At 59.0% G+C, this 24,416-nt stretch carries 26 protein-coding genes, 1 tRNA gene and 1 rRNA gene; 23 read left to right on the forward strand and 5 right to left on the reverse strand.

Annotated elements, in window-relative coordinates; genetic code table 11:
* Together rrf and J1777_RS07675 are read left to right on the forward strand one after the other, a co-directional pair.
* Positions 1-113: ribosomal RNA gene (gene rrf, locus J1777_RS07670) — 5S ribosomal RNA — on the forward strand.
* Positions 114-293: 180 nt separating this feature from the next.
* A complete protein-coding gene (locus tag J1777_RS07675; protein WP_207575246.1) occupies positions 294-1,043 on the forward strand; it encodes a 16S rRNA pseudouridine(516) synthase in 750 nt (249 codons plus the stop codon).
* A gap of 69 nt (positions 1,044-1,112) precedes the next feature.
* On the opposite strand, the gene ylqF is transcribed toward J1777_RS07675, so the two are convergent.
* Together ylqF and gshA are read right to left on the reverse strand one after the other, a co-directional pair.
* Complete coding sequence (ylqF, locus tag J1777_RS07680; protein ID WP_207575173.1) at positions 1,113-2,060, reverse strand: ribosome biogenesis GTPase YlqF; 948 nt, start codon at positions 2,058-2,060, stop codon at positions 1,113-1,115.
* A 111-nt stretch (positions 2,061-2,171) separates the two neighbouring features.
* Entirely contained in the window at positions 2,172-3,698 is a 1,527-nt protein-coding gene (gshA, locus tag J1777_RS07685; protein WP_207575174.1) for a glutamate--cysteine ligase, read from the reverse strand.
* 77 nt (positions 3,699-3,775) lie between these two features.
* On the opposite strand from gshA, the gene J1777_RS07690 reads away from it, so the two are divergent.
* From J1777_RS07690 to J1777_RS07765, 16 genes are all read left to right on the forward strand, one after another.
* Positions 3,776-3,931, forward strand: coding sequence for a hypothetical protein (locus J1777_RS07690; protein ID WP_207575175.1), 156 nt, complete (start codon positions 3,776-3,778; stop codon positions 3,929-3,931).
* Between the two features lie 380 nt (positions 3,932-4,311).
* The gene (locus tag J1777_RS07695; protein WP_207575247.1) at positions 4,312-4,608 is read left to right on the forward strand and encodes a 2Fe-2S iron-sulfur cluster-binding protein; all 297 of its coding nucleotides are present in this window, start codon (positions 4,312-4,314) and stop codon (positions 4,606-4,608) included.
* 173 nt (positions 4,609-4,781) lie between these two features.
* A complete protein-coding gene (ribBA, locus tag J1777_RS07700; protein ID WP_207575176.1) occupies positions 4,782-5,903 on the forward strand; it encodes a bifunctional 3,4-dihydroxy-2-butanone-4-phosphate synthase/GTP cyclohydrolase II in 1,122 nt (373 codons plus the stop codon).
* 12 nt (positions 5,904-5,915) lie between these two features.
* Entirely contained in the window at positions 5,916-6,389 is a 474-nt protein-coding gene (ribH, locus tag J1777_RS07705) for a 6,7-dimethyl-8-ribityllumazine synthase (RefSeq protein WP_207575177.1), read from the forward strand.
* 36 nt (positions 6,390-6,425) lie between these two features.
* On the forward strand, positions 6,426-6,980 hold the full coding sequence (gene nusB / locus J1777_RS07710) for a transcription antitermination factor NusB (RefSeq protein WP_207575178.1): 555 nt from the start codon (positions 6,426-6,428) through the stop codon (positions 6,978-6,980).
* A 32-nt stretch (positions 6,981-7,012) separates the two neighbouring features.
* Positions 7,013-8,197 carry a pyridoxal phosphate-dependent aminotransferase gene (locus tag J1777_RS07715; RefSeq protein ID WP_207575179.1) on the forward strand — a complete coding sequence of 395 codons (1,185 nt, stop codon included), beginning with the start codon at positions 7,013-7,015 and terminating at the stop codon, positions 8,195-8,197.
* Between the two features lie 29 nt (positions 8,198-8,226).
* Entirely contained in the window at positions 8,227-8,652 is a 426-nt protein-coding gene (gene ybgC / locus J1777_RS07720) for a tol-pal system-associated acyl-CoA thioesterase (protein ID WP_207575180.1), read from the forward strand.
* Positions 8,649-9,356 carry a protein TolQ gene (gene tolQ, locus J1777_RS07725; RefSeq protein ID WP_207575181.1) on the forward strand — a complete coding sequence of 236 codons (708 nt, stop codon included), beginning with the start codon at positions 8,649-8,651 and terminating at the stop codon, positions 9,354-9,356. Before ybgC ends, tolQ begins: the two co-directional genes overlap by 4 nt.
* A gap of 12 nt (positions 9,357-9,368) precedes the next feature.
* Positions 9,369-9,800, forward strand: a complete 432-nt coding sequence (locus J1777_RS07730) for an ExbD/TolR family protein (protein ID WP_207575182.1) — start codon at positions 9,369-9,371, stop codon at positions 9,798-9,800.
* A gap of 35 nt (positions 9,801-9,835) precedes the next feature.
* Entirely contained in the window at positions 9,836-10,933 is a 1,098-nt protein-coding gene (gene tolA / locus J1777_RS07735) for a cell envelope integrity protein TolA (protein ID WP_207575183.1), read from the forward strand.
* Between the two features lie 224 nt (positions 10,934-11,157).
* Positions 11,158-11,790 (forward strand): FMN-dependent NADH-azoreductase, encoded by a 633-nt coding sequence (locus J1777_RS07740; RefSeq protein ID WP_207575184.1) that lies wholly within the window; start codon positions 11,158-11,160, stop codon positions 11,788-11,790.
* 57 nt (positions 11,791-11,847) lie between these two features.
* The gene (thiD, locus tag J1777_RS07745) at positions 11,848-12,732 is read left to right on the forward strand and encodes a bifunctional hydroxymethylpyrimidine kinase/phosphomethylpyrimidine kinase (protein WP_207575185.1); all 885 of its coding nucleotides are present in this window, start codon (positions 11,848-11,850) and stop codon (positions 12,730-12,732) included.
* 33 nt (positions 12,733-12,765) lie between these two features.
* Positions 12,766-14,757 carry an excinuclease ABC subunit UvrC gene (gene uvrC, locus J1777_RS07750; RefSeq protein ID WP_207575186.1) on the forward strand — a complete coding sequence of 664 codons (1,992 nt, stop codon included), beginning with the start codon at positions 12,766-12,768 and terminating at the stop codon, positions 14,755-14,757.
* Positions 14,758-14,790: 33 nt separating this feature from the next.
* The gene (gene pgsA / locus J1777_RS07755; RefSeq protein ID WP_207575248.1) at positions 14,791-15,360 is read left to right on the forward strand and encodes a CDP-diacylglycerol--glycerol-3-phosphate 3-phosphatidyltransferase; all 570 of its coding nucleotides are present in this window, start codon (positions 14,791-14,793) and stop codon (positions 15,358-15,360) included.
* Between the two features lie 166 nt (positions 15,361-15,526).
* A complete protein-coding gene (locus tag J1777_RS07760) occupies positions 15,527-15,799 on the forward strand; it encodes an HU family DNA-binding protein (RefSeq protein WP_207575187.1) in 273 nt (90 codons plus the stop codon).
* Between the two features lie 12 nt (positions 15,800-15,811).
* Positions 15,812-15,887, forward strand: a tRNA-Val gene (locus J1777_RS07765).
* A 130-nt stretch (positions 15,888-16,017) separates the two neighbouring features.
* Here the strand turns inward: J1777_RS07765 and argG are convergent.
* From argG to J1777_RS07780, 3 genes are all read right to left on the reverse strand, one after another.
* Entirely contained in the window at positions 16,018-17,355 is a 1,338-nt protein-coding gene (gene argG, locus J1777_RS07770) for an argininosuccinate synthase (protein ID WP_207575188.1), read from the reverse strand.
* A gap of 173 nt (positions 17,356-17,528) precedes the next feature.
* Positions 17,529-18,041, reverse strand: a complete 513-nt coding sequence (locus J1777_RS07775) for a glycine zipper 2TM domain-containing protein (RefSeq protein WP_207575189.1) — start codon at positions 18,039-18,041, stop codon at positions 17,529-17,531.
* 44 nt (positions 18,042-18,085) lie between these two features.
* Positions 18,086-18,469 carry an ArsC family reductase gene (locus J1777_RS07780; protein ID WP_207575190.1) on the reverse strand — a complete coding sequence of 128 codons (384 nt, stop codon included), beginning with the start codon at positions 18,467-18,469 and terminating at the stop codon, positions 18,086-18,088.
* 44 nt (positions 18,470-18,513) lie between these two features.
* Between J1777_RS07780 and folC the strand changes: the two genes are divergently transcribed.
* From folC to J1777_RS07805, 5 genes are all read left to right on the forward strand, one after another.
* Positions 18,514-19,947, forward strand: a complete 1,434-nt coding sequence (folC, locus tag J1777_RS07785; RefSeq protein WP_207575191.1) for a bifunctional tetrahydrofolate synthase/dihydrofolate synthase — start codon at positions 18,514-18,516, stop codon at positions 19,945-19,947.
* Between the two features lie 21 nt (positions 19,948-19,968).
* Positions 19,969-20,859 carry an SPOR domain-containing protein gene (locus J1777_RS07790; protein ID WP_207575192.1) on the forward strand — a complete coding sequence of 297 codons (891 nt, stop codon included), beginning with the start codon at positions 19,969-19,971 and terminating at the stop codon, positions 20,857-20,859.
* A gap of 69 nt (positions 20,860-20,928) precedes the next feature.
* Positions 20,929-21,450 (forward strand): CvpA family protein, encoded by a 522-nt coding sequence (locus tag J1777_RS07795; RefSeq protein ID WP_207575193.1) that lies wholly within the window; start codon positions 20,929-20,931, stop codon positions 21,448-21,450.
* Positions 21,451-21,558: 108 nt separating this feature from the next.
* Positions 21,559-23,064: an amidophosphoribosyltransferase gene (gene purF, locus J1777_RS07800; RefSeq protein WP_207575194.1), complete on the forward strand. Its 1,506-nt coding sequence runs from the start codon at positions 21,559-21,561 to the stop codon at positions 23,062-23,064.
* Positions 23,065-23,197: 133 nt separating this feature from the next.
* Positions 23,198-24,409: an O-succinylhomoserine sulfhydrylase gene (locus J1777_RS07805; protein WP_207575195.1), complete on the forward strand. Its 1,212-nt coding sequence runs from the start codon at positions 23,198-23,200 to the stop codon at positions 24,407-24,409.
* The last annotated feature ends 7 nt before the right edge of the window (positions 24,410-24,416 follow it).

The raw sequence follows: 24,416 nt of genomic DNA on the forward strand, positions 1-24,416 counted from the left end.
CCTGATGACCATAGCGACCTGGAACCACTCCTTCCCATCCCGAACAGGACAGTGAAACAGGTCAGCGCCGATGATAGTGCGGGTTCCCGTGTGAAAGTAGGTCATCGTCAGGCTCTTATAGCAAAGCAAACCCCCAGTCCCAAAAGACTGGGGGTTTTGTTTTTGTGTAGCTGCAGTCGCTGAAGAGCTGGGCATTGTTGGCCGGTTTATGGCAAAAAGTGTCTTGTGTGCTGCGGCAGCAGCTATTGAAATGAGTGGTTTAGAAGTTTTGGTGGACGTTGGGTGATCTGATGATGCAACTTCAGGATATTTTGTATTCGCAGGGCTTTGGTATTCGCCGGGTGTGCTCGGGCTTGGTACAGCAAGGTTGGGTTGAGATTTGGGATAGCGAGCAGCAGGCGTTTGTGCCGGTGCGCGATTCGATGCTGGAGCTGGAGCCAGTGGGGTTGCGTTTTCGCGTGCAAGGTGTGGAGTGGCACTACCAAGCCAAGGGCTACATCATGCTGCACAAGCCGGCTGGAACGGAGTGTTCGCAAAAGCCTTCTGCCTGGCCGAGTATCTACACTTTGCTGCCGCAGCCGTTGCGCCAGCGGCCTTGCAAGGGGGCCATCCAGGGCGTGCAAGCGGTGGGGCGGCTGGACCAGGATACGACTGGGCTGCTGCTGCTCAGTGATGATGGCCAGTTTATCCATCGCATGAGTTCGCCCAAGAAACATGTGCCTAAGGTGTACCGGGTGACGGCCAAGCATCCAGTCACAGCGCACATGGTGGAGCGTTTGTGCGCGGGAGTTGTGTTGGACGATGACCCCCGGCCGGTGCGGGCTGCCGCCTGCGCATTGGTGTCGGACTGCGTCCTGGATCTGACGCTGACGGAGGGTAAATACCACCAGGTCAAGCGCATGCTGGCGGCGGTGGGTAACCGGGTGGAGGCGCTGCACCGTTGGAAGATTGGCGATCTGGTCTTGCCAGAGGATTTGCCTTTAGGGCAATGGCGTTGGCTGACGGAGAAGGATTTACAGATGCTGGGCTTCCAAGGTGCGTAAAGGCATGTTGTAGCCACGCTTCAGCCCCGTGATTGCCAGCGGGGGTTTGGAATTTTTGCGCAAGCTGGTTTAACGCGGCTTGCGCTTTTTCTTTTTGGCTTTGGCCAGGGCCTCTTTGCGGGCCAGGCGCTCGGCATCGGCAATGGCGGCGATGGCCGCCCATTCGGCAAATTCTTCTGGGGTTTCCAGGGTGATACGGCCCAGGGCGTGGGTGCGGTAATCGGTGATCACCAGCTCAGCCGCTTTTTGCATGTTTACGTGGCCACCGGTCATGACGGCACCGCGTTTGCGGCCGATCAGCTCCAGCAGGGCATCGTCGTGCAGGGCGGCGATTTCTTCTGGACTGTGCTCGAGTTTGTAGCGCGCTTGCAGCTCTTTGGCGTAGTGTTTTTGCAGATAGAGCAGCAGCTCCAGGGCGACCAGCTCCTCATCGTAGGCATTGCGGCCAATGGAGCCGCTGGCCGCCAGATTAAAGCCGCTTTGGCTGATGGAGATGCGCGGCCAGAGCATGCCGGGGGTGTCCCACAGGTAGAAATCGTCGTCCAGCACGATGCGCTGCTCGTCTTTGGTGATGCCGGCTTCGTCAGCGGCTTTGGCTTGTTTTTTCCCCGTCATGGTGTTGATCAGGGTGGATTTGCCGACGTTGGGGACACCGCAGATTAAAACCCGCATGGGCCGGGACATCCCGCCGCGTTGGGGGGCCAGCTCGCGGCACAGGGGGATGAGGCGGCGAGCGGGGGCCGGGTCACTGGCATCCATGGCGATGGCGCGGGTGTCCGCTTGGGCGTTGTACCACTGCAGCCAAGCCTGGGTTTGCACCGGGTCGGCCACGTCTTGCTTGTTGAGCAGCTTGACGCGTGGTTTGTGGCCGGTGAGGGTTTGCAGCAGGGGGTTGAAGCTGGAGCCTGGGATGCGGGCATCAAGCACTTCAATGACGACATCGATGGCCTTGATGCGCTCCTCAATCAGCTGGCGCGTGAGGTGCATGTGGCCGGGATACCACTGGATGAATGACATGAAAATCCTTTATTTTAATAGCTGCTTCCGCTTTAAAACAAAGGGTTTCAGTGGTTTTTAGACTGGAAGTTGTTTGTTTATCCGCGGAAAGTGCTCGAGAAAATTTTCTTCTTAGAGAAGATTGGCCACGTCCATGTAGCGCAGACGCCATTCTTCAAAGCTGCCAGTATCGGCTTTTTCAATCTCGCGCTGGGCTTGGATGGAGGCGCGGCTGAGCTGGGCGAAGGTTTTTTCCAGTGCGGCATTGCGCGGCAGGCCCAGCAGGTATTTTTTGCTGGCGTGGGTTTGGGCCAAGCCAAAGGATTGGAAGTTGTTGCTGTATGCGCGGGTGCCGTCCAAAACACGCGCAGAGGGCGTGAGGTGGGGAAATTGCACGACATCGTGTGCGGCCAGGAGGGCTTGGCTGTAATCGTCGCTGCCATGGGTGGCATCCAGGGCTTGGGCGATGGGGTGGCAGGCGGTCAAAATTTCATGGGCCCACTCGGTTAAGAGAACTTCTTTTTTACCGCGCAGGATGCGCAAGCCTGGTTCGCGGCCACGTTCGGCAGTGCGCAGCTGGTTTTCTTTGAGCGCTTCAATTTCTTCCGGCGTATCCAAGGGGCTATCGGTGAGCAGGCAGTGCAGCAGGAAGATGTCGAGCATGCGCATGGTGCTGGCGCTGATGCCGATGGGCTCAAAGGGGTTGATGTCCATCAGCCGCACTTCGACATATTCGACACCGCGTTCGCGCAGCGCGTGCAAGGGACGTTCGCCCCGGCGCACAGTGCGCTTGGCACGGATGGGGCTGTACAGCTCGTTTTCGATTTGCAGCAAGGTGGTAGCCAGCTGGTTGTAATCGCCACCAGGGTTGCGCACGCCCAATTGCTCGTAGGCCGGGTAGGGGCGGGTGAGTGCCTCCTGCAGCGAGTTGGCGTACTCATCCAAATCGTTAAAGCTGGCGTTGATGCTGGACTGTGCCTCGCTTTGGTAGCCCAGACGGCCCATGCGCAGTGATGTCGCATGCGGCAGGTACAGTGCCTTGCCTTCGGTGCCCAGGGGTTGTAGGTGGTGTTGGCGCCCTTCCACGAAGCATGGGCACAGGGTGGGCGAGGCACCAAAAAGGTACAGCAGCAAGAATGCTTGGCGGCGGAAATTTCGGATTAAGCCTAAATATTCAGCACTGCTGACACCTGGCAGCGACCAGTTGTAATGAATGCCTGAAATGGTCTGCATGCGCCGCCCATAGCGGTGGCCTAAACCCATGCGGTAAATGCTTTTAGAGCGGCCGATGTGCGAGTTGCCATAGCGCCCCAGCGGGATGGTCTCATCCGTGGGCAGGGTGCAGGGCATGCTGGCGGCCCACATCATTTCCTCGCCTTCAGCGGCCATGCTGCGGTACACGTATTGGTGGATGGCTTGCAGCTCGTCCAGGCAATCTTGCACACCCAGGTGGGCACCGGTAATCAGCTCTAGTTGCGATTCGCTGTAGTCGGTGGTGATCAGCGGGTGGGTCAGTGCTGAGCCCAGGGCTTGGGGGTGGGGGGTGAGTGCCAGAGCACCATTGGGCAAGACCCGCAGGCCTTCTTTTTCAATTCCACGGCGAATTCCTGCCAAGCGTTCAGTTGCCAGAATAGAAAAAGAGGGTGTCTGCGCAATCATGCCGATAGATGAGAGAGTGGGAAAGAGGGGCGAAGTTACCACGCTCGGGCTAGGCTTGGCCTGCGCAGGGACTAGAAATGGGTGGATTTTTTGCGATTTTTTTCGGAGGTCGTCCGGCGATAGGTTTATCCCCGGCTGGGCGGCACAATGCTGTGGAAAACCCTGAACAACTGCGCAACAACTGGGGCAAAGGCTTGTTTTGCAATGAAAAAGAGAAATTGATTAAAAAATAGTCAATTTTAAAAAATACTGCCAACTTGTTCGTCTGAAGCCTGTACAAACTTGTGCATAAATACGCTGAAGTCTTTTAATTTGCTTATTAAGTTATTGAAATAAAACTAAAAAAACCAATCTGCTGAAAGTTTTGGCAGTGCTGGTGTCGGTTTGCTACTGGGCGGTAGGGATGTGCGCGTGCGATGGGAGGATCTGTGCTGGTGGCGGGATTATCCCCGTTCACTAGGGATAAACTTGTGGATAACTGTGGTGTGCCATGCACAGGGGCGCGTCAGCATTGGCTTTTTGGCGTTCAACCCTGGGGTGCGGAAAAAATGGGCAGCTCTGGTGCGTTGGAAAACAGGCACAATGCGCGGTTGTTTTGTTTTTTCTTGTTGGCATGGTTGCAGCTTCCTCTCCCGAATTTTTTACGGCCCAACTCGATCCTAGCGGTGAGCAATGCGATGCGTGGGCCAATCAACCACTGTTGCACTCTTTGGAAGCCGGTCGCATTGATTGGCCCAGTTCTTGCCGCAACGGCACCTGCCGCACCTGCTTGGGGCAGCTAAAAAGTGGTCGTGTGCGGTATGAGATTGAATGGCCAGGCTTGACCACCGAAGAAATGGAAGAGGGCTGTGTTTTGCCCTGTGTGGCTTATCCCGAGAGCGATGTTGTCTTGCAAGACCCGGAAAATTAAGGTGCTGCGCTGGGCCAGGGCTGCAAGCTCAGGTGGGAGCCATTAAAATCTGCAGCACTTGTGTTGTAAGTTATTTGCAAAATTCTCAGGGCCGGCAGCGGCCCGCATCTTTTTATGCAGCGCAGCGCTTGAAATCAAGTGCCGTGTGCTGTCACCGTTCTTAAGGAACAGTCATGACAAGCCCTTTTACCCCTGTGGCAATTTCTCCAATTGAAGAAATTGTTGCTGATATGCGTGCTGGCCGCATGGTCATTTTGGTCGATGAAGAAGACCGCGAAAACGAGGGTGATCTGATTTTGGCTGCGGACCACGTCAGTGCCGAAGCCATTAACTTCATGGCCAAGTTTGGCCGTGGCCTGATTTGCCTGACGCTCACGCGTGAGCGTTGTGAGCACTTGCGCCTGCCTCCCATGGCCGCACGCAATGGCACGGTGTACAGCACGGCGTTTACGGTGTCGATTGAAGCGGCTGAAGGTGTCACCACCGGCATCAGTGCGGCAGACCGTGCCCGCACGGTGCAGGCAGCGGTTGCGCCCCAGGCTCAGGCCAGTGATTTGGTGCAACCAGGCCATATTTTTCCCCTGCAAGCGGTCGATGGCGGGGTGTTGATGCGTGCTGGGCATACTGAAGCGGGGTGTGACCTGGCTGCTTTGGCCGGGTGCAGCCCCTCTGCCGTGATTTGTGAAATCATGAAGGACGATGGCACCATGGCCCGCCTGCCTGATTTGCAGGTGTTCGCGGCCGAGCATGGCCTGAAGATTGGCACGATTGCCGATTTGATCCAGTACCGCAGCCGCACCGAATCGCTGCTAGAGCGTGTGGGCACCCGCGCCCTGCAAACGCACCATGGTGTGTTTACCGCTCATGCATTTGTGGATAAGCCCAGCCAGTCGGTGCACTTGGCTTTGGTGCGCGGCAACTGGACGGAAGCGACGGAGGTGGCTGTGCGCGTGCATGAGCCGTTGTCTGTTTTGGATGCCCTGGAAGTGCGCCGCTCGATGCACTCCTGGAGCCTGGATGAGAGCTTGTCTTATTTGGATAAAACCGGCAGTGGCGTGGCCGTGCTCCTGAACTGCGGGGAAAGCGCCGCCCAGCTGCTGGAGCAGTTTGAGGGCAAGGCCCGTTCCGCCCATGCCCCTGAGCGTGGACGGATGGATTTGCGCTCGTATGGCATTGGTGCCCAAATCCTGCGCGAGGTGGGGGTGCGCAAAATGCAGCTGCTAGGCCAGCCCCGGCGCATGCCCAGCATGGCTGGCTATGGGCTGGAAATTACCGGATACATCACGAAGGAATAAAAGGATACCTCCATGCAAAAAGCAGAAAAAGGCCAAGGGCCAGAACTAAGCGGTGTTGGCCTGCACATTGGGATTGTGCAAGCACGCTTTAATGCCGACATTACCGATGCTTTGGCCGATGCCTGCAAAGAAGCGCTTTTGGATTTGGGCGTGCAAGAGGAAAACATCACCTTGGTGCAAGTGCCCGGTGCCTTGGAAGTGCCCATGGGCCTGATAGCCTTGGCCGAGCGCGATGAGTTTGATGCCTTGGTGGCCCTGGGTTGCATCATTCGCGGTGAAACCTACCACTTTGAATTGGTTGCCAATGAATCGGGGGCCGGTGTCACCCGTGTCGGGCTGGACTATGGCATTCCAATTGCCAACGCGATTTTGACGACCGAAGATTTAAGCCAAGCCATTGCCCGCCAAACTGAAAAAGGCCGGGATGCGGCCTATGTTGCTGTGGAGATGGCGCAGCTATTGACGGATTTGGCCCCCAGCGAATAACGATAAAAAAACAACAAAAAACAACCAAGCAACTCTATGCAAGACGCAACCCCCTCGAAACGCCCCCCACGCCAACAGCGCAAGGGCTTGACCAGCACTGGCGTGCGCAAAGCCGCCTCTAAATCGGCCCGCAGCCGCTCGCGTGAATTTGCGTTGCAGGCGCTGTACCAGTATGTGGTTGGTGGCAACGATGTCGCCAGCATTGACCAATTTACGCGTGAATTGATCGGTTTTCATAAGTGCGACGCAGCCCACTACGATGCGCTGGTGCATGGCTGTATTGAGCAGCAGGCCGATTTGGATGCGTTGATCGCGCCCAAGCTGGACCGCAACCTTGGCGAGTTATCGCCGATTGAGCACATTTGCATGTGGATTGGCGCTTATGAGTTGCTGCATGCGCTGGATGTGCCTTGGCGCGTGGTGATGAATGAAGCCATTGAGCTGGCCAAAGAGTTTGGCGGCACCGACGGGCACAAATACGTCAATGGTGTCTTGGATGCCTTGGCGCCCGCGCTGCGCACTGCAGAAGTACAAGCTGATCTGGCGGCAAAAAATAAAACAGATCACAAAGTGGATAACACAGCAGATTAATTCTGCGGCAAAACTAGGGATTGAGTGGTTTCATGCAATTTGCTGCACGTACAGAAAAGATAGAGCCCTTTTATGTCATGGAGGTCGCAAAAGCGGCCCAAGCGCTGGCCGCTCAGGTGGCAGATAGCGCCAACCCCATGATTTTTTTGAATATTGGGGAGCCAGACTTCACTGCCGCGCCGCTCGTGCAGCAAGCCGCCCAAACCGCCATTGCCCAAGGGCAGACCCAGTACACCAGCGCCTTGGGCTTGCCTGCACTGCGCACGGCCATTGGCCAGTGGTATGCCGATCGCTTTGGCGTGCAGGTGGATGCCGGGCGCATTGTGGTGACCGCCGGGGCCAGCGCTGCTTTGCAGTTGGCCTGTCTGGCTTTGGTGAATGCGGGCGATGAAGTGCTGATGCCCGACCCTAGCTACCCCTGCAACCGCCACTTTGTCAGCAGTGCCGATGGGGTGGCGCGCTTGATTGCCACCACGCCAGACCAGCGTTACCAACTCACCAGCGAGCAGGTGCAGGCCCATTGGGGAGCCCAGACACGCGGTGTGTTGCTGGCCTCGCCCTCCAATCCCACGGGCACCTCGATTGCACCGGATGAATTGCAGCGCATCCACGCTGTCGTGCAAAGCAAAGGGGGATTCACCATTGTTGATGAGATTTACCTCGGCTTGTCGTACGAAGAGGCCTTTGGCCGCAGCGCCTTGGCTTTGGGCGAGGACATCATCAGCATCAACAGCTTTAGCAAATACTTCAGCATGACCGGTTGGCGCTTGGGCTGGATGGTGTTGCCACCGGCCATGGTGCCGGTGGTGGAGCGCTTGGCGCAAAACCTGTTTATTTGCCCTTCGACCATTGCCCAGCATGCCGCCTTGGCCTGCTTTGCTCCAGAGAGCTTGGCCTTGTATGAGCAGCGCCGGGCGCAGTTCAAAGCGCGGCGGGACTTTTTTATTCCTGCGCTGCGCGAGCTGGGGTTTGGCGTACCTGTGATGCCTGATGGCGCGTTTTATGCCTGGGCCGATGGCCGGGCTTTGTTCCCCAAGCTGGGGGTGAGCAACAGCTGGGATTTTGCCTACGCCTTGATGGAGCGGGCCCACTTGGCGGTCACCCCAGGGCGGGACTTTGGCGCTAGCGATACGGGGTGCTACATACGTTTTTCAACGGCCAATTCCATGGAGCAGTTGCAAGAGGCGGTGCAGCGCATGCGCCGTTTGTTTGCCTGATGCCCACTGTGCTGGCTGCCGACACCGCTATGCCAACCTTCTCTTTGCCGATCAGGGTGTATTGGGAAGACACCGATGCTGGCGGCATCGTTTTTTATGCCAATTACCTGAAATTTTTTGAGCGGGCACGCACCGAATGGTTGCGCAGCTTAGGCTGGAATCAGCAGCAGCTGCGCGACACCGACGGCGGCATGTTTGTCGTCACCCACGCCCAATTGGAATACCTGCGCCCGGCGCGGCTCGATGATGTGCTGCACGTGACGGCCAAGCTTGAAGCGGCAGGCCGTGCTTCGCTCACGCTGGCCCAGCAAGCTTTTTTACAGCCGCTGTCAGCCGATAGCGCTGCACAACTGTTATGCCAAGGCTCGGTGCGCTTGGGGTGGGTTGATGCAACCAGCCTGCGCCCGGCCCGTATCCCTTCTTCTTTGATTGAACAACTGTCCTCACTGCCATGAACCCTTCTCAAGACATGTCCATCCTCTCTCTTGTGCTGCAGGCCAGCTGGGTGGTGCAACTGGTGATGTTGATTTTGGTGGCAGGCTCGGTGGCCAGCTGGGCCACGATTTTTCGCAAAGCGGCCGCGCTCAAGCGCGTGCGCAAATTGAATGAAGAGTTTGAAGAGGATTTTTGGTCTGGCAACAGCCTGAATGACCTCTACACCCGCGCCACCCAAAATGCCAAAACGGGCGGCCCCATGGAGCGTATTTTTGCCAGCGGCATGCGCGAATACCGCAAACTGCGCGAGCGCCAAATTCACGACGGCACCACCTTGCTTGACGGCACCCGCCGCGCGATGCGGGCCAGCTTTCAGCGGGAAATGGACCAGGTGGAGTCTGGCTTATCGTTTTTAGGCACCGTTGGCTCGGTATCGCCCTATATCGGCCTGTTTGGCACCGTTTGGGGGGTGATGCACGCTTTTACTGGCTTTGCGTCCATGGAGCAGCTCACCTTGGCCACCGTGGCCCCAGGGATTGCTGAAGCCTTGGTGGCTACTGCCATGGGCTTGTTCGCGGCCATTCCGGCGGTGACGGCTTACAACCGCTATGCCAACCACATTGACCGCGTGGCCAGCGCCCAGGAAACCTTTGTGGAGGAGTTTTCTAACATCTTGCAGCGCAACATCAATAGCCCGGTGCAGGCCACGGCCTCGGGGCATTAAGGCGCAGCCGCTATGAGTACCGAAAGTTTTCGCAGTCCCCGCCGTCGGCGCACCGTCAATGAAATCAATATGGTGCCCTTTATTGATGTGATGCTGGTGCTGCTCATCATTTTTATGGTCACCGCCCCCATGCTGACCCCCGGCGCCATCAATGTGCCCAGTGCCGGCAAATCAACCAAGCCGCCCATGAAACATGTAGCCTATGTTTTGTTGTCAGAAGACGGCAGTATCCGGCTCAAAGCCGGGAAAAATGAACAAATCCTGAGTTTGCAAGACTTGGGTGCGGCTACTGCCAGCTGGCAGGCACAAGAAAGCGAAGAAAGTGCCGTTTTGATCCAGGCAGACAAAACCCTGGCCTACGAACATGTGGTGGCCGCGATGGGAGAGCTGCAGCGTGCCGGGGTCAAGCGCATTGCTTTGGGCGTGAAATCAGCCGCCAAGTAGCCCCAGACCAACCTCACACGATAGAACCCCTGCGCATGTCTGCCCACCTGGATCACGACCCTTTTGCCCCGCCCCGCGCTCAGCCCAAGTTGCTCAGCTGGGTTTTGGCGCTGCTGGCCCATGCGCTTTTGGTGGGGGCGTTTGTCTGGAAAATTACCCCGCCCCCCACAAGCAGTGAAGAAGCGGTAGAGGCGGAGCTGTGGGCCGAGCAGTTTGAGCAGGCGGCGCCCTTTGTGGCCCCCGCTTTACCCAAAATAGAACCCAAACCTGAGCCTAAGCCCGAGCCCGAGCCCAAGCCAGAACCAAAACCTGAGCCCAAACCTGAGCCCAAGCCAGAACCTGTGCGCCCCACGCCAGCAGAACTGCAAGCGCAGCGCGATGCCGAGCTGGCCCTGCAAGAGCAGAAAAAGCAACAAGAAAAGCGCAAAGCCGAAGAAAAAGCCGAGCAGCTAGAGCGCGAACGCAAAGAGCAGGAGCGCCAAGAAAAACTAGAAAAAGAAAAACTAGAAAAAGAAAAGCTGGAGCAAAAGCGCAAAGCCGAGCAGCTGGAGAAAGAAAAACGCGACAAGCTCAAAGCCGAACAAGCCGCTAAAGACAAGGCCGCCAAAGAAAAAGCGGAAAAAGAGCGGCTTGAAAAAGAGAAGCTCGAAAAAGAGAAGGCGGCCAAAGCCGAAGCTGCGAAAAAAGCCGCAGAAGACAAGCAAAAGAAAGAACAAGCTGCCAAAGAGGCCAAAGAATCTGAAGCCCGCCGCAAAGAGCAGATGGCACGCATGGCTGCCATGGCGGGCTCGGGGGGCACCGGCAGCGCGGCGCAAAGCAGTGGCCCCAATGGCGGCAAAGGCATCGGTGGCGGCACCGCCGGCACGTCCGCTGGGTACGGTGCCAAAGTGGCCGCCAAGGTCAAGCCCAACATCGTGTATCCGGACATGGTCAGCGGTAACCCCCGTGCCGAAGTGCGGGTGCGCGCGGCCCCCAGCGGAGCGATCTTGAGTGTGCAACTGACCCAGTCCAGCGGCAACCCCGCGTGGGATGAAGCCGTGGTGCGGGCGCTGCACAAAACCCAAACACTGCCGCCCGATGTGGGTGGGCGCGTCCCCAGCGATTTGCTGATTGGTTTCCGACCGAACGACTAGGCTTTCTTAAAAATAAGAGCTGCTTGCGCTTTTAAATAAAGGGTTTCTTGGGGTTTTAATAAAAAATTCCAATCTTTTAAAGCGCAAGCAGCTCTTTATTTTTGTTGATTGTTCTTGTTTTGGAAATAATGAAACCTGCTGGATGTGGTTTTTCTTATCGACCCAGACCCCGACAATGCACGCCATGGATTCTTTATCTTGAATCTTTTTTTTGGAGATTGATCTTGAAACTGCTGCACATTGACTCATCCATCACCGGCCAAAATTCTGTTTCGCGCACTTTGAGCGCCAACATTGTTGCTGCTTTTAAAGCGTCCAACCCGGATGTGACGGTGGATTATTTGGACTTGGTCGCCGATGCCCCGGCACACTTCACCATGGATGCGATGTGCCCCCGCACCGGCCAGACGGACAACTTAAGCCCTGCACAAGTGGCGGAAAATGCCGTCTCTGAAAAACTGGTTGAACAATTTTTGGCGGCCGATGTGGTGGTCATTGGGGCACCGTTTTACAACTTCGGCATTCCATCCCAGTTGAAGGCGTGGATTGATCGCATTGCCCAGCCAGGGCGTACTTTCCACTACACCGCCCATGGCCCTGAGGGCTTGGCCGGTGGCAAGAAAGTGATCATCGCCTCTTCGCGCGGCGGGGTGTATTCCACCAGCCCCCAAGGCCAGGCCTTGGAGCACCAAGAAAGCTATTTGCAAACTGTGCTGGGCTTTTTTGGTGTGACCGATATTCAATTTATCCGTGCTGAAGGGGTTGCTTTAGGACAGGAAAGCAAGGACCAAGCCATGGCCCAGGCCGCACAAGCCATTGAACAATTGATGGAAGAGCAACTGGCCGCTGTGGCCTGATCTGGCACCACCAGCCTGGGGGCCGGATTGGTGCAACCTGAGGTCATAATTCAGGCCATGACTGATGCCCATCCTGCCTCTCATCCTGCCCCTTCTTCGTATGTGCTTGCCGCCCCTCGCCACCCGCACTATGTGCGGGTGTTGTCCATTGCGGGGTCTGACAGTGGCGGTGGAGCCGGCATCCAAGCCGATTTAAAGACGTTTTCTGCCCTGGGTTGCTATGGCATGACGGCCATTACCGCCATCACCGCGCAAAACACGCAAGGTGTGCGGGCCATTCATGGCATTCCCGCAGCCATGCTGGGTGCGCAAATCGATGCTGTTATGCAAGATATCGGGGTCGATGCCGTCAAAATCGGCATGTTGTCCACCCCGGATGCCGTGCGCGTGGTGGCCGACAGCATTCGGCGTTACGGTGTGACCCAGGTGGTACTGGATCCGGTGATGGTGGCCACCAGCGGCGATCGCTTGATTGCCGAAGAAACGGCCCAGGCCCTGGTGCAAGAGCTGTTTCCCCTGGCTTCTTTGATTACGCCCAACTTGGATGAAGCCGGGTGGTTGATCCAGCAAACCCTCAGCACCACCGAGGCCATGCAGGCTGCAGCGCAGCGGCTGCAGGCGATGGGGGCGGCCAATGTATTGATTAAAGGCGGGCATTTGCCGGGCGATGAGGTGGTCGATGTGCTGCTCTTGCAAGACGGTAGCACCCGGCAGCTGGCCAGCCCGCGTATTGCTACCCACAACGGCCACGGCACGGGTTGCACCCTGTCGTCGGCCATTGCGGCGTATTTGGCCCAAGGTGTTGCCTTGCCCGAGGCGGTGCAAGCCGGGCGCAACTACATCTTGGGGGCCATTGCCGCCGGTGCCCACGTTTACACCGGGCAAGGCCAGGGGCCGCTGAACCATGGCTTTGCCCCGTGTGTGCAACGGGTTTGCGCATAAAGCGCACCGGCAGGCGCTTGGATCGGGTTGGCCATGGCTGAAAACAATCACGCCCCTGAATTGCTGGCACAAGTAGCGGCGTTGCCCGGACTGCCGGGGGTTTATCGCTATTTTGATGCGCAAAATCAACTGCTGTATGTGGGGAAAGCTCGCAATTTAAAGCGGCGGGTGAGCAGCTATTTTCAAAAAGACCATGGCGGCACACGCATTGGGCACATGGTCAGCAAAATTGCTCGGCTGGAAACCACCGTGGTGCGCACGGAGGCCGAGGCGCTGCTGCTGGAAAACAACCTCATCAAAACCCAGCACCCCAAATACAACATCCTGTTTCGGGACGATAAAAGCTATCCCTACCTGAAAATTACCGGAGTCGCCGCACAAGACGGGCAAGGCGATGCGCCGGGCCAGTGCTTCCCGCGCATTGCCTACTACCGGGGCAGCACCGATAAAAAGCACCGCTACTTTGGCCCTTACCCCAGTGCCTGGGCGGTGAAGGAAACCATCGAGTTGCTCCAAAAAGTCTTTCGCTTGCGCACCTGTGAAGACACGGTATTTGTCCACCGCACCCGGCCCTGCTTGCTCTACCAAATTCGCCGCTGCACCGCCCCTTGCGTGGGGTACATCAGTGCGCAGGCCTATGCCGCCGATGTGGCCGATGCCCAGGCGCTGTTGGCAGGCGAAACCTCCACCTTGCTGGCCCAGTTGCAAGAGCGCATGCTGGCGCATTCTGAAAAGTTCGAATACGAGCAGGCTGCGCAAATTCGCAATCAAATTGCCGCTTTGGCCAAGGTGCTGGAGCAGCAGGCAATGGAGTCGGCCGATGAGCGCGATGTAGACATCCTGGCCGTGCACGTGCACGGGGGCCGCGCCTGCGTGAATCTGGCCATGGTGCGCGGGGGCCGCCATTTGGGCGACCGGGCGTACTTCCCCAGCCAGTTGGAGGATGCCTTGGCCCTGGCCAGCGCCAGCGAGCAGGCCGGGGTTACCGAAGATGCCGATGGTGTGACCGTGGGAGAAGAAGGCCACAGCGGCTGGCACAGCGCCCAGGGGCAAATTTTGAGCGCCTTCATGGCGCAGCACTACGCCGACCAAGCCTTGCCCAGCGCGATTGTTTTGAGTGATGCGGTCGATCCCGTGCTGCTACAGGCCTTGAGTGCGCAAGCGGGCCGCAAAATTCTCACCACCACCCAGCCGCGTGGCCAGCGGCGCATCTGGCTGGAGCTGGCCCAGCAGGGCGCGGCCCTGCAATTGACGCGTTTGCTGGCGGAAGAGGGCTCCCAGCAGCAGCGCACCCGCGCCTTGGCCCAAGCGCTGGATTTGCCCCAAGAGCAGCTCGATGCTTTGCGCATTGAGTGCTTTGATATCTCCCACACCGCGGGCGAAGCCACCCAGGCCTCCTGCGTGGTGTTTTCCCAGCACAAGCTGCAACCGAGCCAGTACCGACGCTTCACCATCCAGGGCATTACGGGGGGGGATGATTACGCGGCCATGCGCCAAGTGCTCACGCGCCGTTACCAGCCTGTGGCCAATGCCTTGCAGGCGGCCGGTGGTGCGCCACTGCCTGCCAATGCGCCGCGCTTGCCCGATATTGTGCTGGTCGATGGTGGCAAGGGCCAGGTCAGCATGGCACGCGAAGTGTTTGAGTCCTTGGGCCTGGACATTGGCCGCATCATTGGTGTGGAAAAAGGCGAGGGCCGAAAAGTAGGCCTTGAAGAGCTGGTTTTTGCCGATGGCCGCGCCAAGGTGTACCTGGGCCACGATTCGGCAGCGCTGATGCTGATTGCCCAAATCCGCGACGAGGCGCATCGCTTTGCCATCACCGGCATGCGTGCCGCCCGTGCCCGGGTGCGCACCGGGGGCAGCAGTTTGGAAGAAATTCCCGGCATCGGGCCCAAACGCCGCGCAAGCTTGTTGCAGCGTTTTGGTGGCGTGCGCGGTGTTGCCAATGCCAGTGTGCAGGAGCTGCAGACGGTTGAAGGCATTTCAGCCCAATTGGCGCAAGAGATTTACCGGGCACTGCATTAGGAATCCCCGGCCCACGTGCCACAATCTGGCCCCATGTTTTTAACCATTCCAACCGCCATGACGTGGACGCGCATTGTCGCGATCCCGCTAATTATTGGGGTGTTCTACTTGCCGCTGCCCATGGCCATGTGCAACACCATTGCTGCTATTTTGTTCATGGTGTTTGCCGCCACCGATTGGCTGGATGGTTTTTTGGCGCGGCGTTTGAACCAAACCTCTTCGTTTGGTGCTTTCTTGGACCCGGTTGCCGATAAATTTCTGGTGTGTGCCAGCCTGTTGGTGCTGGTGCATTTGCAGCGCACCGATGTTTTTGTCGCGCTGATCATCATTGGCCGAGAAATCGCCATCTCTGCCCTGCGCGAATGGATGGCGCAAATCGGTGCCAGTAAAAGCGTGGCCGTGCACATGTTGGGCAAACTCAAAACGGCAGTGCAAATGGTGGCCATCCCCTTTTTGCTCTACGACGGGGTGGTGTTCCAAGTGGTGGAAACCCATTTTTGGGGCCAAATTTTGATTTGGCTTGCTGCCGTGCTTACCATCTGGTCGATGGCGTACTACTTGCAAAAAGCAATCCCAGAAATTCGGGCCCGCGTCAAGCGTTAAAACCTTGGCACAGCCAGCCTGTGGCTCAAGGTATAAATGCAAGTTTTCCTAGCTCTAAAAAATTTTTATTTTTTCCTAAAAACTTGGCGAAAACCCATCTAGAATCTCGGCCATCGTGCAAACGACGGCTAAGACGCCAGGACAAAACCACTTTGAAAGGCATCTTGTGAACAAGACAGAATTAATCGAATACATCGCCAAGGATGCGGATATCTCCAAGGCCACCGCAACACGTGCTGTGGAATCAGCGATTGAAGCAGTCAAAAAAACCTTGAAACGCGGTGGTACGGTTTCTTTGGTTGGTTTTGGTACCTTCTCTGTCGGTAAACGCGCTGCCCGCACTGGTCGCAATCCTCGCACTGGCGAGTCGATCAAAATCAAAGCAGCCAAAGTTCCTAAGTTCCGTCCTGGCAAAGCGTTGAAAGATGCAGTGAATTAAGTTTTTTCGAGTGGGTGCTTAGCTCAGTTGGTAGAGCGGCGCCCTTACAAGGCGTAGGTCAGCGGTTCGACCCCGTTAGCACCCACCACTCAAAATAAAAAAAGGGCTTAGATTTAATCTAAGCCCTTTTTCTTTGTCTGGTGATCTAGCAGTTTTTTTATTGATAGCTGTCAATGCTTATCTGGTAAGCACTGACAGCCATTTTTACTGATGTTTGCTTATTTGCTTTCGCTTTCCAGCTGCGCCAAAGCGGTGGTGCTGTTCAGGGAGAGCAGACCGGCCTTGGCGTAGATGGCCAGCTTGTCGCGGGTGTCCATCAGGTCCAGGTTGCGCATGGTCAGTTGGCCGATGCGGTCCAGGGGGCTGAACGGAGCGTCTTCCACTTTTTCCATGGACAGGCGCTCGGGCGCGTAGGTCAGGTTGGGCGATTCGGTGTTCAAAATGCTGTAGTCGTTGCCACGGCGCAGCTCCAGCGTCACGGTGCCAGTTACGGCTCGGGCCACCCAGCGCTGAGCGGCTTCGCGCAGCATGATGGCCTGGGGGTCGAACCAGCGGCCTTGGTAGAGCAGGCGGCCCAGTTTCAGGCCGTTCATGCGGTACTGCTCAATGGTGTCTTCGTTGTGGATGCCGGTGACCAGGCGCTCGTAAGCGATGTGCAGCAGGGCCATGCCAGGGGCTTCGTAGATGCCGCGGCTCTTGGCTTCGATGATGCGGTTTTCGATTTGGTCGCTCATGCCCAGGCCGTGGCGACCACCAATGCGGTTGGCCTCTAGGAACAGCTCCACCGGGTCGGCAATGGCTTGACCGTTCAAGGCCACGGGGCGGCCTTCTTCAAAAGTGACGCTGACCTGTTCAGCCTTGACTTCCACCTCGGGCTTCCAGAACGCCACGCCCATGATGGGTTGCACGATGTGCATGCCGCTGTTCAAGAACTCCAGGTCTTTGGCTTCGTGCGTAGCCCCCAGCATGTTGCTGTCGGTGGAGTAGGCTTTTTCGGCGCTCATTTTGTAGCCGAAGCCTTCTTTGGTCATGAAGGCCGACATTTCAGCGCGACCACCCAGCTCGTCGATGAAGGCGTTGTCCAGCCAGGGTTTGTAGATTTTCAGCTGCGGGTTGGTCAGCAGGCCGTAGCGGTAGAAGCGCTCGATGTCGTTGCCCTTGAAGGTGGAGCCGTCGCCCCAGATGTGTACGTCGTCCTCCTTCATGGCGGCCACCAGCATGGTGCCGGTCACGGCGCGGCCCAGGGGGGTGGTGTTGAAGTAGGCGATTCCGCCGGTGCTGACGTGGAAGGCCCCGGCCTGGATGGCGGCGATGCCTTCATTGGCCAGCTGGGGGCGGCAGTCGATCAGGCGGGCTTTTTCTGCGCCGTATTCCATGGCTTTGCGTGGGATGGCGTCGTAATCGGCTTCGTCGGGCTGGCCCAGGTTGGCGGTGTAGGCGTAGGGCTGGGCACCTTTGTTTTTCATCCAGCGCAGGGCGGCGGAGGTATCCAGGCCACCCGAGAAGGCGATGCCGACTTTTTGGCCGACGGGAACAGTTTGCAGAATGGTTTGCATAATGGGCTTTCGTGCTTCTAAATATGTAGCTGTTAGCGCTTGATGGGTAAGCGTTTGAAGGTGATTTTGTTTAAACACTCCTCGCCCTGCGCCAGGGCGGGTGCAGGAGGCGAATCAGCCCGGCATTTTAGGCCAGGGCTGGCCGCTGGGATGCCGCCGCCGTGGGCCATTGCCTAGTGTTTGGGGCGTGGGGCGGGTGTGGTGCCGGGGACGGTGATGGGCGCGGTGCGCAAATCCAGCACGATGGGGATGTCTGGCTGGGGGCTGCGGTACTCGATGCTCTCGGTGCGCCCAGCCACCGGGGCAGAGCCATAGCTTTTGCGCCCGGGGTGTACGGTTTCGTGGTTGGGTTGCGAGCTGTACTGGTGGGTGGCGCGTGGTGGCTGCACGACGACGGTGGGGCCGGGGTCGTACGGCAGCTCGGTGGTAAAGCGCCGCCCCCGGTATTCGTAAGTCACTTCGTAGCCTTGCGCCACTTCCTGTTGCACGGTAGTGGTTCGGCAGCGCTGGCGCTGCTGGGGCAGGTCAATGCAGTCTTCTTGGGGGACGGCCTCTTGCACCAGGATGGGCACCACCGAAATGACCTCGGCCAGCTCGGTGGGGGCAGGTTGTGCCCAGGCGGGGCTGATCGCCAGGCCCAAGCAAAGGCAAGTGGTGTAAAGGCAAGTGGTAGGGGCTAGGCGCATGGCGCTCTCTCTGTTGCGTGCGGTGGATAGCGTGCGGTGGATATTCAGCCCGCGTGGGTCAGTAGCTGCTGCCAGTCCTCGGGGTTGAAGCCGATGGTGATGTTGCCGCTGGGCCACTGCACGACAGGGCGTTTGATAGCGCTGGGCTGTTGCTGCAAAAAAGCGGCAGCACTGGCCGCGTCGGTGATGCTGGCCTGGGTGGCAGCATCGAGCTTGCGCCACGTTTGCCCTTGGCGGTTGAGCAGTTTTTCCCAGCCCACGGCCTGTTGCCAGCGGGTGATGTCGGCGGCCTGCGGTGCGGCTTTTTTAAAGTCGTGAAATTGGTAATCCTGCCCTTGGTCGGTGAGCCATTGGCGGGCTTTTTTTACGGTGCTGCAGTTGGCAATGCCGTACACCTGCAAAGCGGGATCGGGAGTCAAGGTAGTCATGCTTGCGATGATGGCATGCTTTGCTGCGTCACAATCGCGGCCCTATGCAAAGCACTTATTTCTCTACCTTGGCGCAGTGGCTGGAGCACTGCGAGCGCATTCATCCGGAAAACATCAGCTTGGGGCTTGATCGGGTGCGCGAAGTGGCCCAGCGCCTGCAATTGACCATGCCGTGCCCGGTGATCACGGTGGCCGGCACCAACGGCAAAGGCTCCACCTGCGCCATGCTGGAGGCGGTGGCCCTGCAGGCCGGTTACCGGCCCGGGGTGTACACCTCGCCACACCTGGTGCATTTTGAGGAGCGCTGCCGCGTGCATGGCGAGATGGTTGCTGCCGATGCGTTGCTGCCGCACTTTGCCGCCGTGGAAGCGGCCCGCCTGGCGGGTGAGGAAGTGTTGCTGACTTATTTTGAATTCACCACACTGGCGATTTTGCGGCTGCTTAGTCAGGCCAAGCTGGATGTGGTGATTTTGGAAGTGGGGCTGGGCGGGCGGCTGGATGCCACCAACATCATTGACGCTGACTGCGCCATCATCACCAGCGTGGATGTGGACCACACCGCGTTTTTGGGCTCTGACCGCGAAACCATTGGCCGCGAGAAGGCCGGCATCATGCGCGCAGGCCGCCCGGTGGTCGTCAGCGATCCGGTGCCGCCGCAAAGCGTGATCGACCATGCGCAGGCCATTGGTGCCGACCTGTGGCGTTTTGGCCAAGATTTCAACTACAGCGGTGATCCGCAGCAATGGGGCTGGGCCGGGCGCGGGCGGCGCTACGCCGGTCTGTCCTACCCCGCGCTGCGCGGTGCCAATCAGCTGGTGAATGCGGCCGGGGTGCTGGCCGCGTTTGAAGCCTTGCGCGACAAAGTGCCGGTCACGGCCCAGGCCGTGCGCACCGGCTTGGCGATGGTGGAGTTGCCCGGGCGCTTCCAGGTTTTGCCCGGCGAGCCGGTCTTGGTGCTGGATGTGGCCCACAACCCGCATTCGGTGGCGGCCTTGGCGGCCAATCTGGATTCGATGGGAGCGACTTTTCCCACCACCCATGCCGTCTTTGGTGCCATGGCCGATAAAGACCTGGCCCCGATGCTGGAAAAAATCAGCCCCTTGATCAACCGCTGGTATTTCACCGATTTGCCCGTGCCCCGTGCCGCCAAGGCCGTCGATTTGCAACGCCAGTGGCGCAGTCTGGAAAAGAACGCCGCCCCGCACGATGCCGTGCCGCCCGAAGCCGTTTTCCCTGAAAAACCAGGCGCTGCCGTGCGCTTGAGCGTGCATCGCAATAAATCTGCCCAGTCGCCCCAAGGGCAGGCCCAGGCGGCCCAAAAATTTAGCCAAACCTTTGCCCAGCCTGAGCACGCCTTGAAGGCCGCCCTGGCTGCGGCAGGCCCGGCTGATAGAATTGTCGTTTTTGGTTCCTTCTATACGGTAGGCGAAGTGGTCAAAGACGGGCCGCCGCGCCTGCATGCCAAACACTTAGGCTAAGGCCTGCCGACGCAGCATTTCATGGCATTTTTCAAGTTTCCTTGGTTTGGCAAGCGCAGCGATGGCGCAGAGCCTGCGCCCCTGCGCCACTCCTCGCGGGCGGCGCAAGCCCAAAGCGTCGAACAATTGCGCCAACGGGCACGGCACCGGTTGATGGGCGCTGCGGTCTTGATTGGCTTGGGGGTGATTGGCTTTCCCATGCTGTTTGACTCGCAGCCCCGGCCCATTCCGGTGGACATTCCAATTGAAATCCCCGATCGCAACCAGGTTGCGCCCTTGGTCGTGCCCGGTGAGCAGGCCACAACCCAAACGGACACCCCGGATATGCAGCGCGTGGCCAAAGCGCCAGGCCAAGAAGATCCAACCGATGATTCCTTGAGCGACAGCGAAGAGTGGGTGCCCCCGGTGGCACCGATTCCCCAGCCGCCGCGCATTGTTCCTGCCGCGCAGCCGCAAACCAATCCGGTGGAGGCCAAAGCACCCGCCCAGCCCAGCGTAAAAGCGGAACCCAAGCCTGAACCTAAACCAGAGCCCAAGCCTGAACCCAAGCCCGAGGCAAAGCCGACCCCCAAGCCTGCCCCCGCCACCCGCACGGTAGAGCAAGAAACCGCCCGCGCCAAAGCGATTTTGGAAGGCCGCACGCCGCCTGCCACCGCACCTTCTGCACCGGCAGCCGCCTCCGGCGAGCGCTTTATTGTGCAAGTGGGGGCCTTTGCCGATGTGTTTGCCGCCAACGAGGTGCGCCGCAAGCTCGAAGGAATGGGGCTGAAAACCTATACCCAAGCCGTCAATACGAAAGATGGGCAGCGCATTCGCGTGCGTGTTGGCCCGTTTACCAGCCGTGACGAAGCGCAAAAAGCCGCCGATCGGGCCAAAAGCTTGGGCTTGGCCGGTGCGGTATTGACGCTGTAACCCCCTCAGTAAAACACCTGGCCCCACAAGCGGCAAGATAAGCGGCAAGAACACACAAGCATGCTGGCGATGGCAACTTTGGACTGGATCGTGCTGGGCGTGTTGGCCCTGTCGTTGGCCGTGGGCGCGTGGCGCGGCCTGGTGTATGAGTTGTTTTACGGCGTAGGCTGGGTGGTGGCGTTTTTTATTACGCGTTTGTTGGTGCCCCAGCTGGCCGCTGCTGTGCGCCCTTACGCCAGCAGCTGGAGTCCAACCGTGCTCTATGCCGCAGTGTTTATCGTGCTGTTTATTGCGCTGGTTTTTGCCTGGGGGCTGGTGGCAGTGCTGGCCAAAAAGCTGGTGCAAATGGCCGGGCTGCGTCCGGTGGATCGCGTGCTGGGCGCTTGCTTTGGGGCTGTGCGCGGCGTGGTGTTGCTGCTGGTGCTGACCTTGGCCGTGCAGGCCGGGCGCTGGCACAGCGATGGCTGGTGGAGCCAGTCGTATGCGGGCCCGCGGCTGCAGCAAGTGTTGGCCTATGCACTGCCGTATGGTGGCGGGCTGGGCGGCGCGGCGGGCTGGGATTGGCAGCGCTGGGTGCCCGGGCCGAGCTAGCGCGGTGATGTGTGAGAAATTTCGGGTGGCTGGCCAGGCCTTGCGGCCGGGGCAGTTGCCCAACAACCCAACGCGGGGCGTGCCCCGCACAATGATGGAAAACTTCCTATGTGTGGAATTGTCGGTGTTGTAAGCACCACTCCTGTCAATCAACTGATTTATGACGCTTTGCTGCTGCTGCAGCACCGGGGCCAGGATGCCGCAGGCATCGTCACCCAGCAAGAGCGCAAATTCTTCATGCACAAAGCCAAAGGCATGGTCAAAGACGTGTTTCGCACGCGCAATATGCGTGGGCTGCCGGGCCTGGTCGGTTTGGGGCAGGTGCGCTACCCCACGGCGGGCAATGCGGCCAGCGAAGAGGAGGCCCAGCCGTTTTATGTGAACGCGCCGTTTGGCATCGTCATGGCGCACAACGGCAATTTGACCAATGCCCGCCGCCTGCGCCGCGAGCTGTTCGATACCGACCACCGCCACACGAACACCGAAAGCGATTCCGAGGTGCTGCTCAACGTGCTGGCCCACGAGCTGGGCCGCGCCAACAGCGGCACCCCTTTGAAAACACAAGATGTTTTTGCCGCCGTGCGGGCCGTCCATCAGCGCGTTCAAGGCTCGTACGCTGTGGTGGCCTTGATTGCCGGCTATGGCCTGCTGGCGTTTCGCGATCCCTTTGGCATTCGGCCGCTGTGCTTGGGCAAAGGCCCGGGCGGCACGGTGATGGTGGCCAGTGAGTCCGTCGCGCTGGAAGGCACCTTGCACACTTTAGACAGTGACATTGCCCCGGGCGAGGCCGTATTCATCCATTTGGATGGCCGCATCGAGCGCCAGCAGTGCGCCCAGCACAGCCAGCTCTACCCCTGTATTTTTGAATACATCTACCTGGCCCGCCCCGATTCGGTGATGGATGGCATCTCGGTGTACCAAGCGCGTTTGAACATGGGCGAGACGCTGGCCAAGCGCGTCATCTCCACCGTGCCGCCCAACCAGATCGACGCCATCATCCCTATCCCCGAATCCAGCCGCCCCAGCGCCATGCAGCTGGCCCAGCGCCTGGGCATTCCCTACCGCGAAGGGTTTGTGAAAAACCGCTATGTGGGCCGCACCTTCATCATGCCGGGCCAGGCCACGCGCAAAAAATCGGTGCGGCAAAAGCTCAACGCCATCGGCAGCGAGTTCAAGGGCAAAAGCGTGCTGCTGGTGGACGACTCCATCGTGCGCGGCACCACCTCTAAAGAAATCGTGCAAATGGCCCGCGATGCCGGCGCGGCCAAGGTGTACCTGGCCTCGGCGGCGCCGCCGGTGCGTTACCCCAACGTGTACGGCATTGACATGCCCACCAGCGAAGAGCTGATTGCCCACAACCGCACCGAAGAAGAAATCCGCCAGTGGATTGGCTGCGATGCGCTGATTTACCAAGACCTGGAGGCCATGAAACAAGCCATCGCCCAGGTCAATCCCGCCGTTGCAGGCTTTGAGGCCTCGTGCTTTGATGCGCAGTACATCACCGGCGATACCTCGGACGAGCCGCGCACCCATTGCCCGCAGCCAGTCAGCGCCGAGGGCGAGGACGATGGCGAAGGCAGCTCGCGCCTGTCCCTGCCCAATGCGCAGCACTGAGCTACCTTGCAACTTCTGATTAAAAAGTGAGCTTGTTGCGCTGAAGGTATAAAGATTTCAAAGTAATAAGCTTCTGAAATTATTTAAATACAAGCGGGATAAGCTCTTATTTTTTAGCATTCAAGGAACCGCCGTGACCCACCAATCTTTGCCTGCGGGCCTGCATCCCGAAACCCTGGCCGTGCGCCAGGCCCAGCCGCGCAGCCACTGGGGCGAGCATTGCGAGGCGCTGTTCATGACCAGCAGCTTCGTGCAGCCCGATTGCGCCACCGCCGCCGCGCGGTTTGCCAATCCGCAGGAAGGCTTCACCTACAGCCGCACCGGCAACCCCACGGTGGCCAGTTTTGAAGAGCGTCTGGCCGCCATGGAAGGCACCGAATGCGCCGTGGCCACCAGCACCGGCATGAGCGCCATCTTGCTGGTGGCGCTGACCGCCCTCAAAGCCGGCGACCACATCGTTGCCAGCCAGTCAATGTTTGGCTCCACCATGCGCCTGCTGGGCACCGAAATGGCCCGCTTTGGCATTGAAAGCACCTTTGTGCCGCAAACCGATGCCCAGGCGTGGGCTGCCGCCATCCGGCCCAACACCAAACTGCTGTTTGCCGAGACACCGACCAACCCGCTCACCGACCTGTGCGACATCCAGGCGCTGGCCGACATCGCCCACCACCATGGCGCTTTGTTGGTGGTGGACAACAGCTTTGCCACCCCGGTGCTGCAGCGCCCAGTTGAATTTGGCGCGGACATCGTCGTGCACTCTGGCACCAAGTTTTTGGATGGCCAGGGCCGCATCATGATTGGCGCGGTCTGCGGCACCACTGCCTTGGTCGATAAGGTCATGGGCACCTTTTTGCGCAGCGGCGGCCTGAACGCCGCCTCGTACAACGCCTGGACGGCGATGAAGGGGCTGGAGACGCTGGCCCTGCGCGTCAAGGCCCAAAGCGCCAGCGCCCTCACGCTGGCCGCGTGGCTGCAAGACCACCCCAAAGTGGCCCGCGTCTATTACCCCGGCCTCCAAAGCCATCCCCAGCACGCCCTGGCCATGCGCCAGCAAAACGGCATGGGCGGGGCCGTGCTGGCCTTTGACGTGGTGGGGCAGGGCGCAGAGCAATTGCGCCGCAACGCCTTTCACGTCATCGACAGCACCCAAGTCTGCTCCATCACCGCCAACCTGGGCGATGTGAAAACCACCATCGTCCACCCGCCCACCACCTCGCATGGCCGCTTGACCGAAGAGCAGCGCCAGGCCGCTGGCATCCAGCAAGGGCTGATTCGCATCAGCGTTGGCCTGGAGCACCTTGACGACCTGAAGGCCGACCTGCTGCGTGGCCTGGACAGCCTGTAATTCCATT

The sequence above is a fragment of the Comamonas denitrificans genome (genome assembly GCF_017368815.1).
Taxonomy (GTDB): Bacteria; Pseudomonadota; Gammaproteobacteria; order Burkholderiales; family Burkholderiaceae_C; genus Comamonas; species Comamonas denitrificans.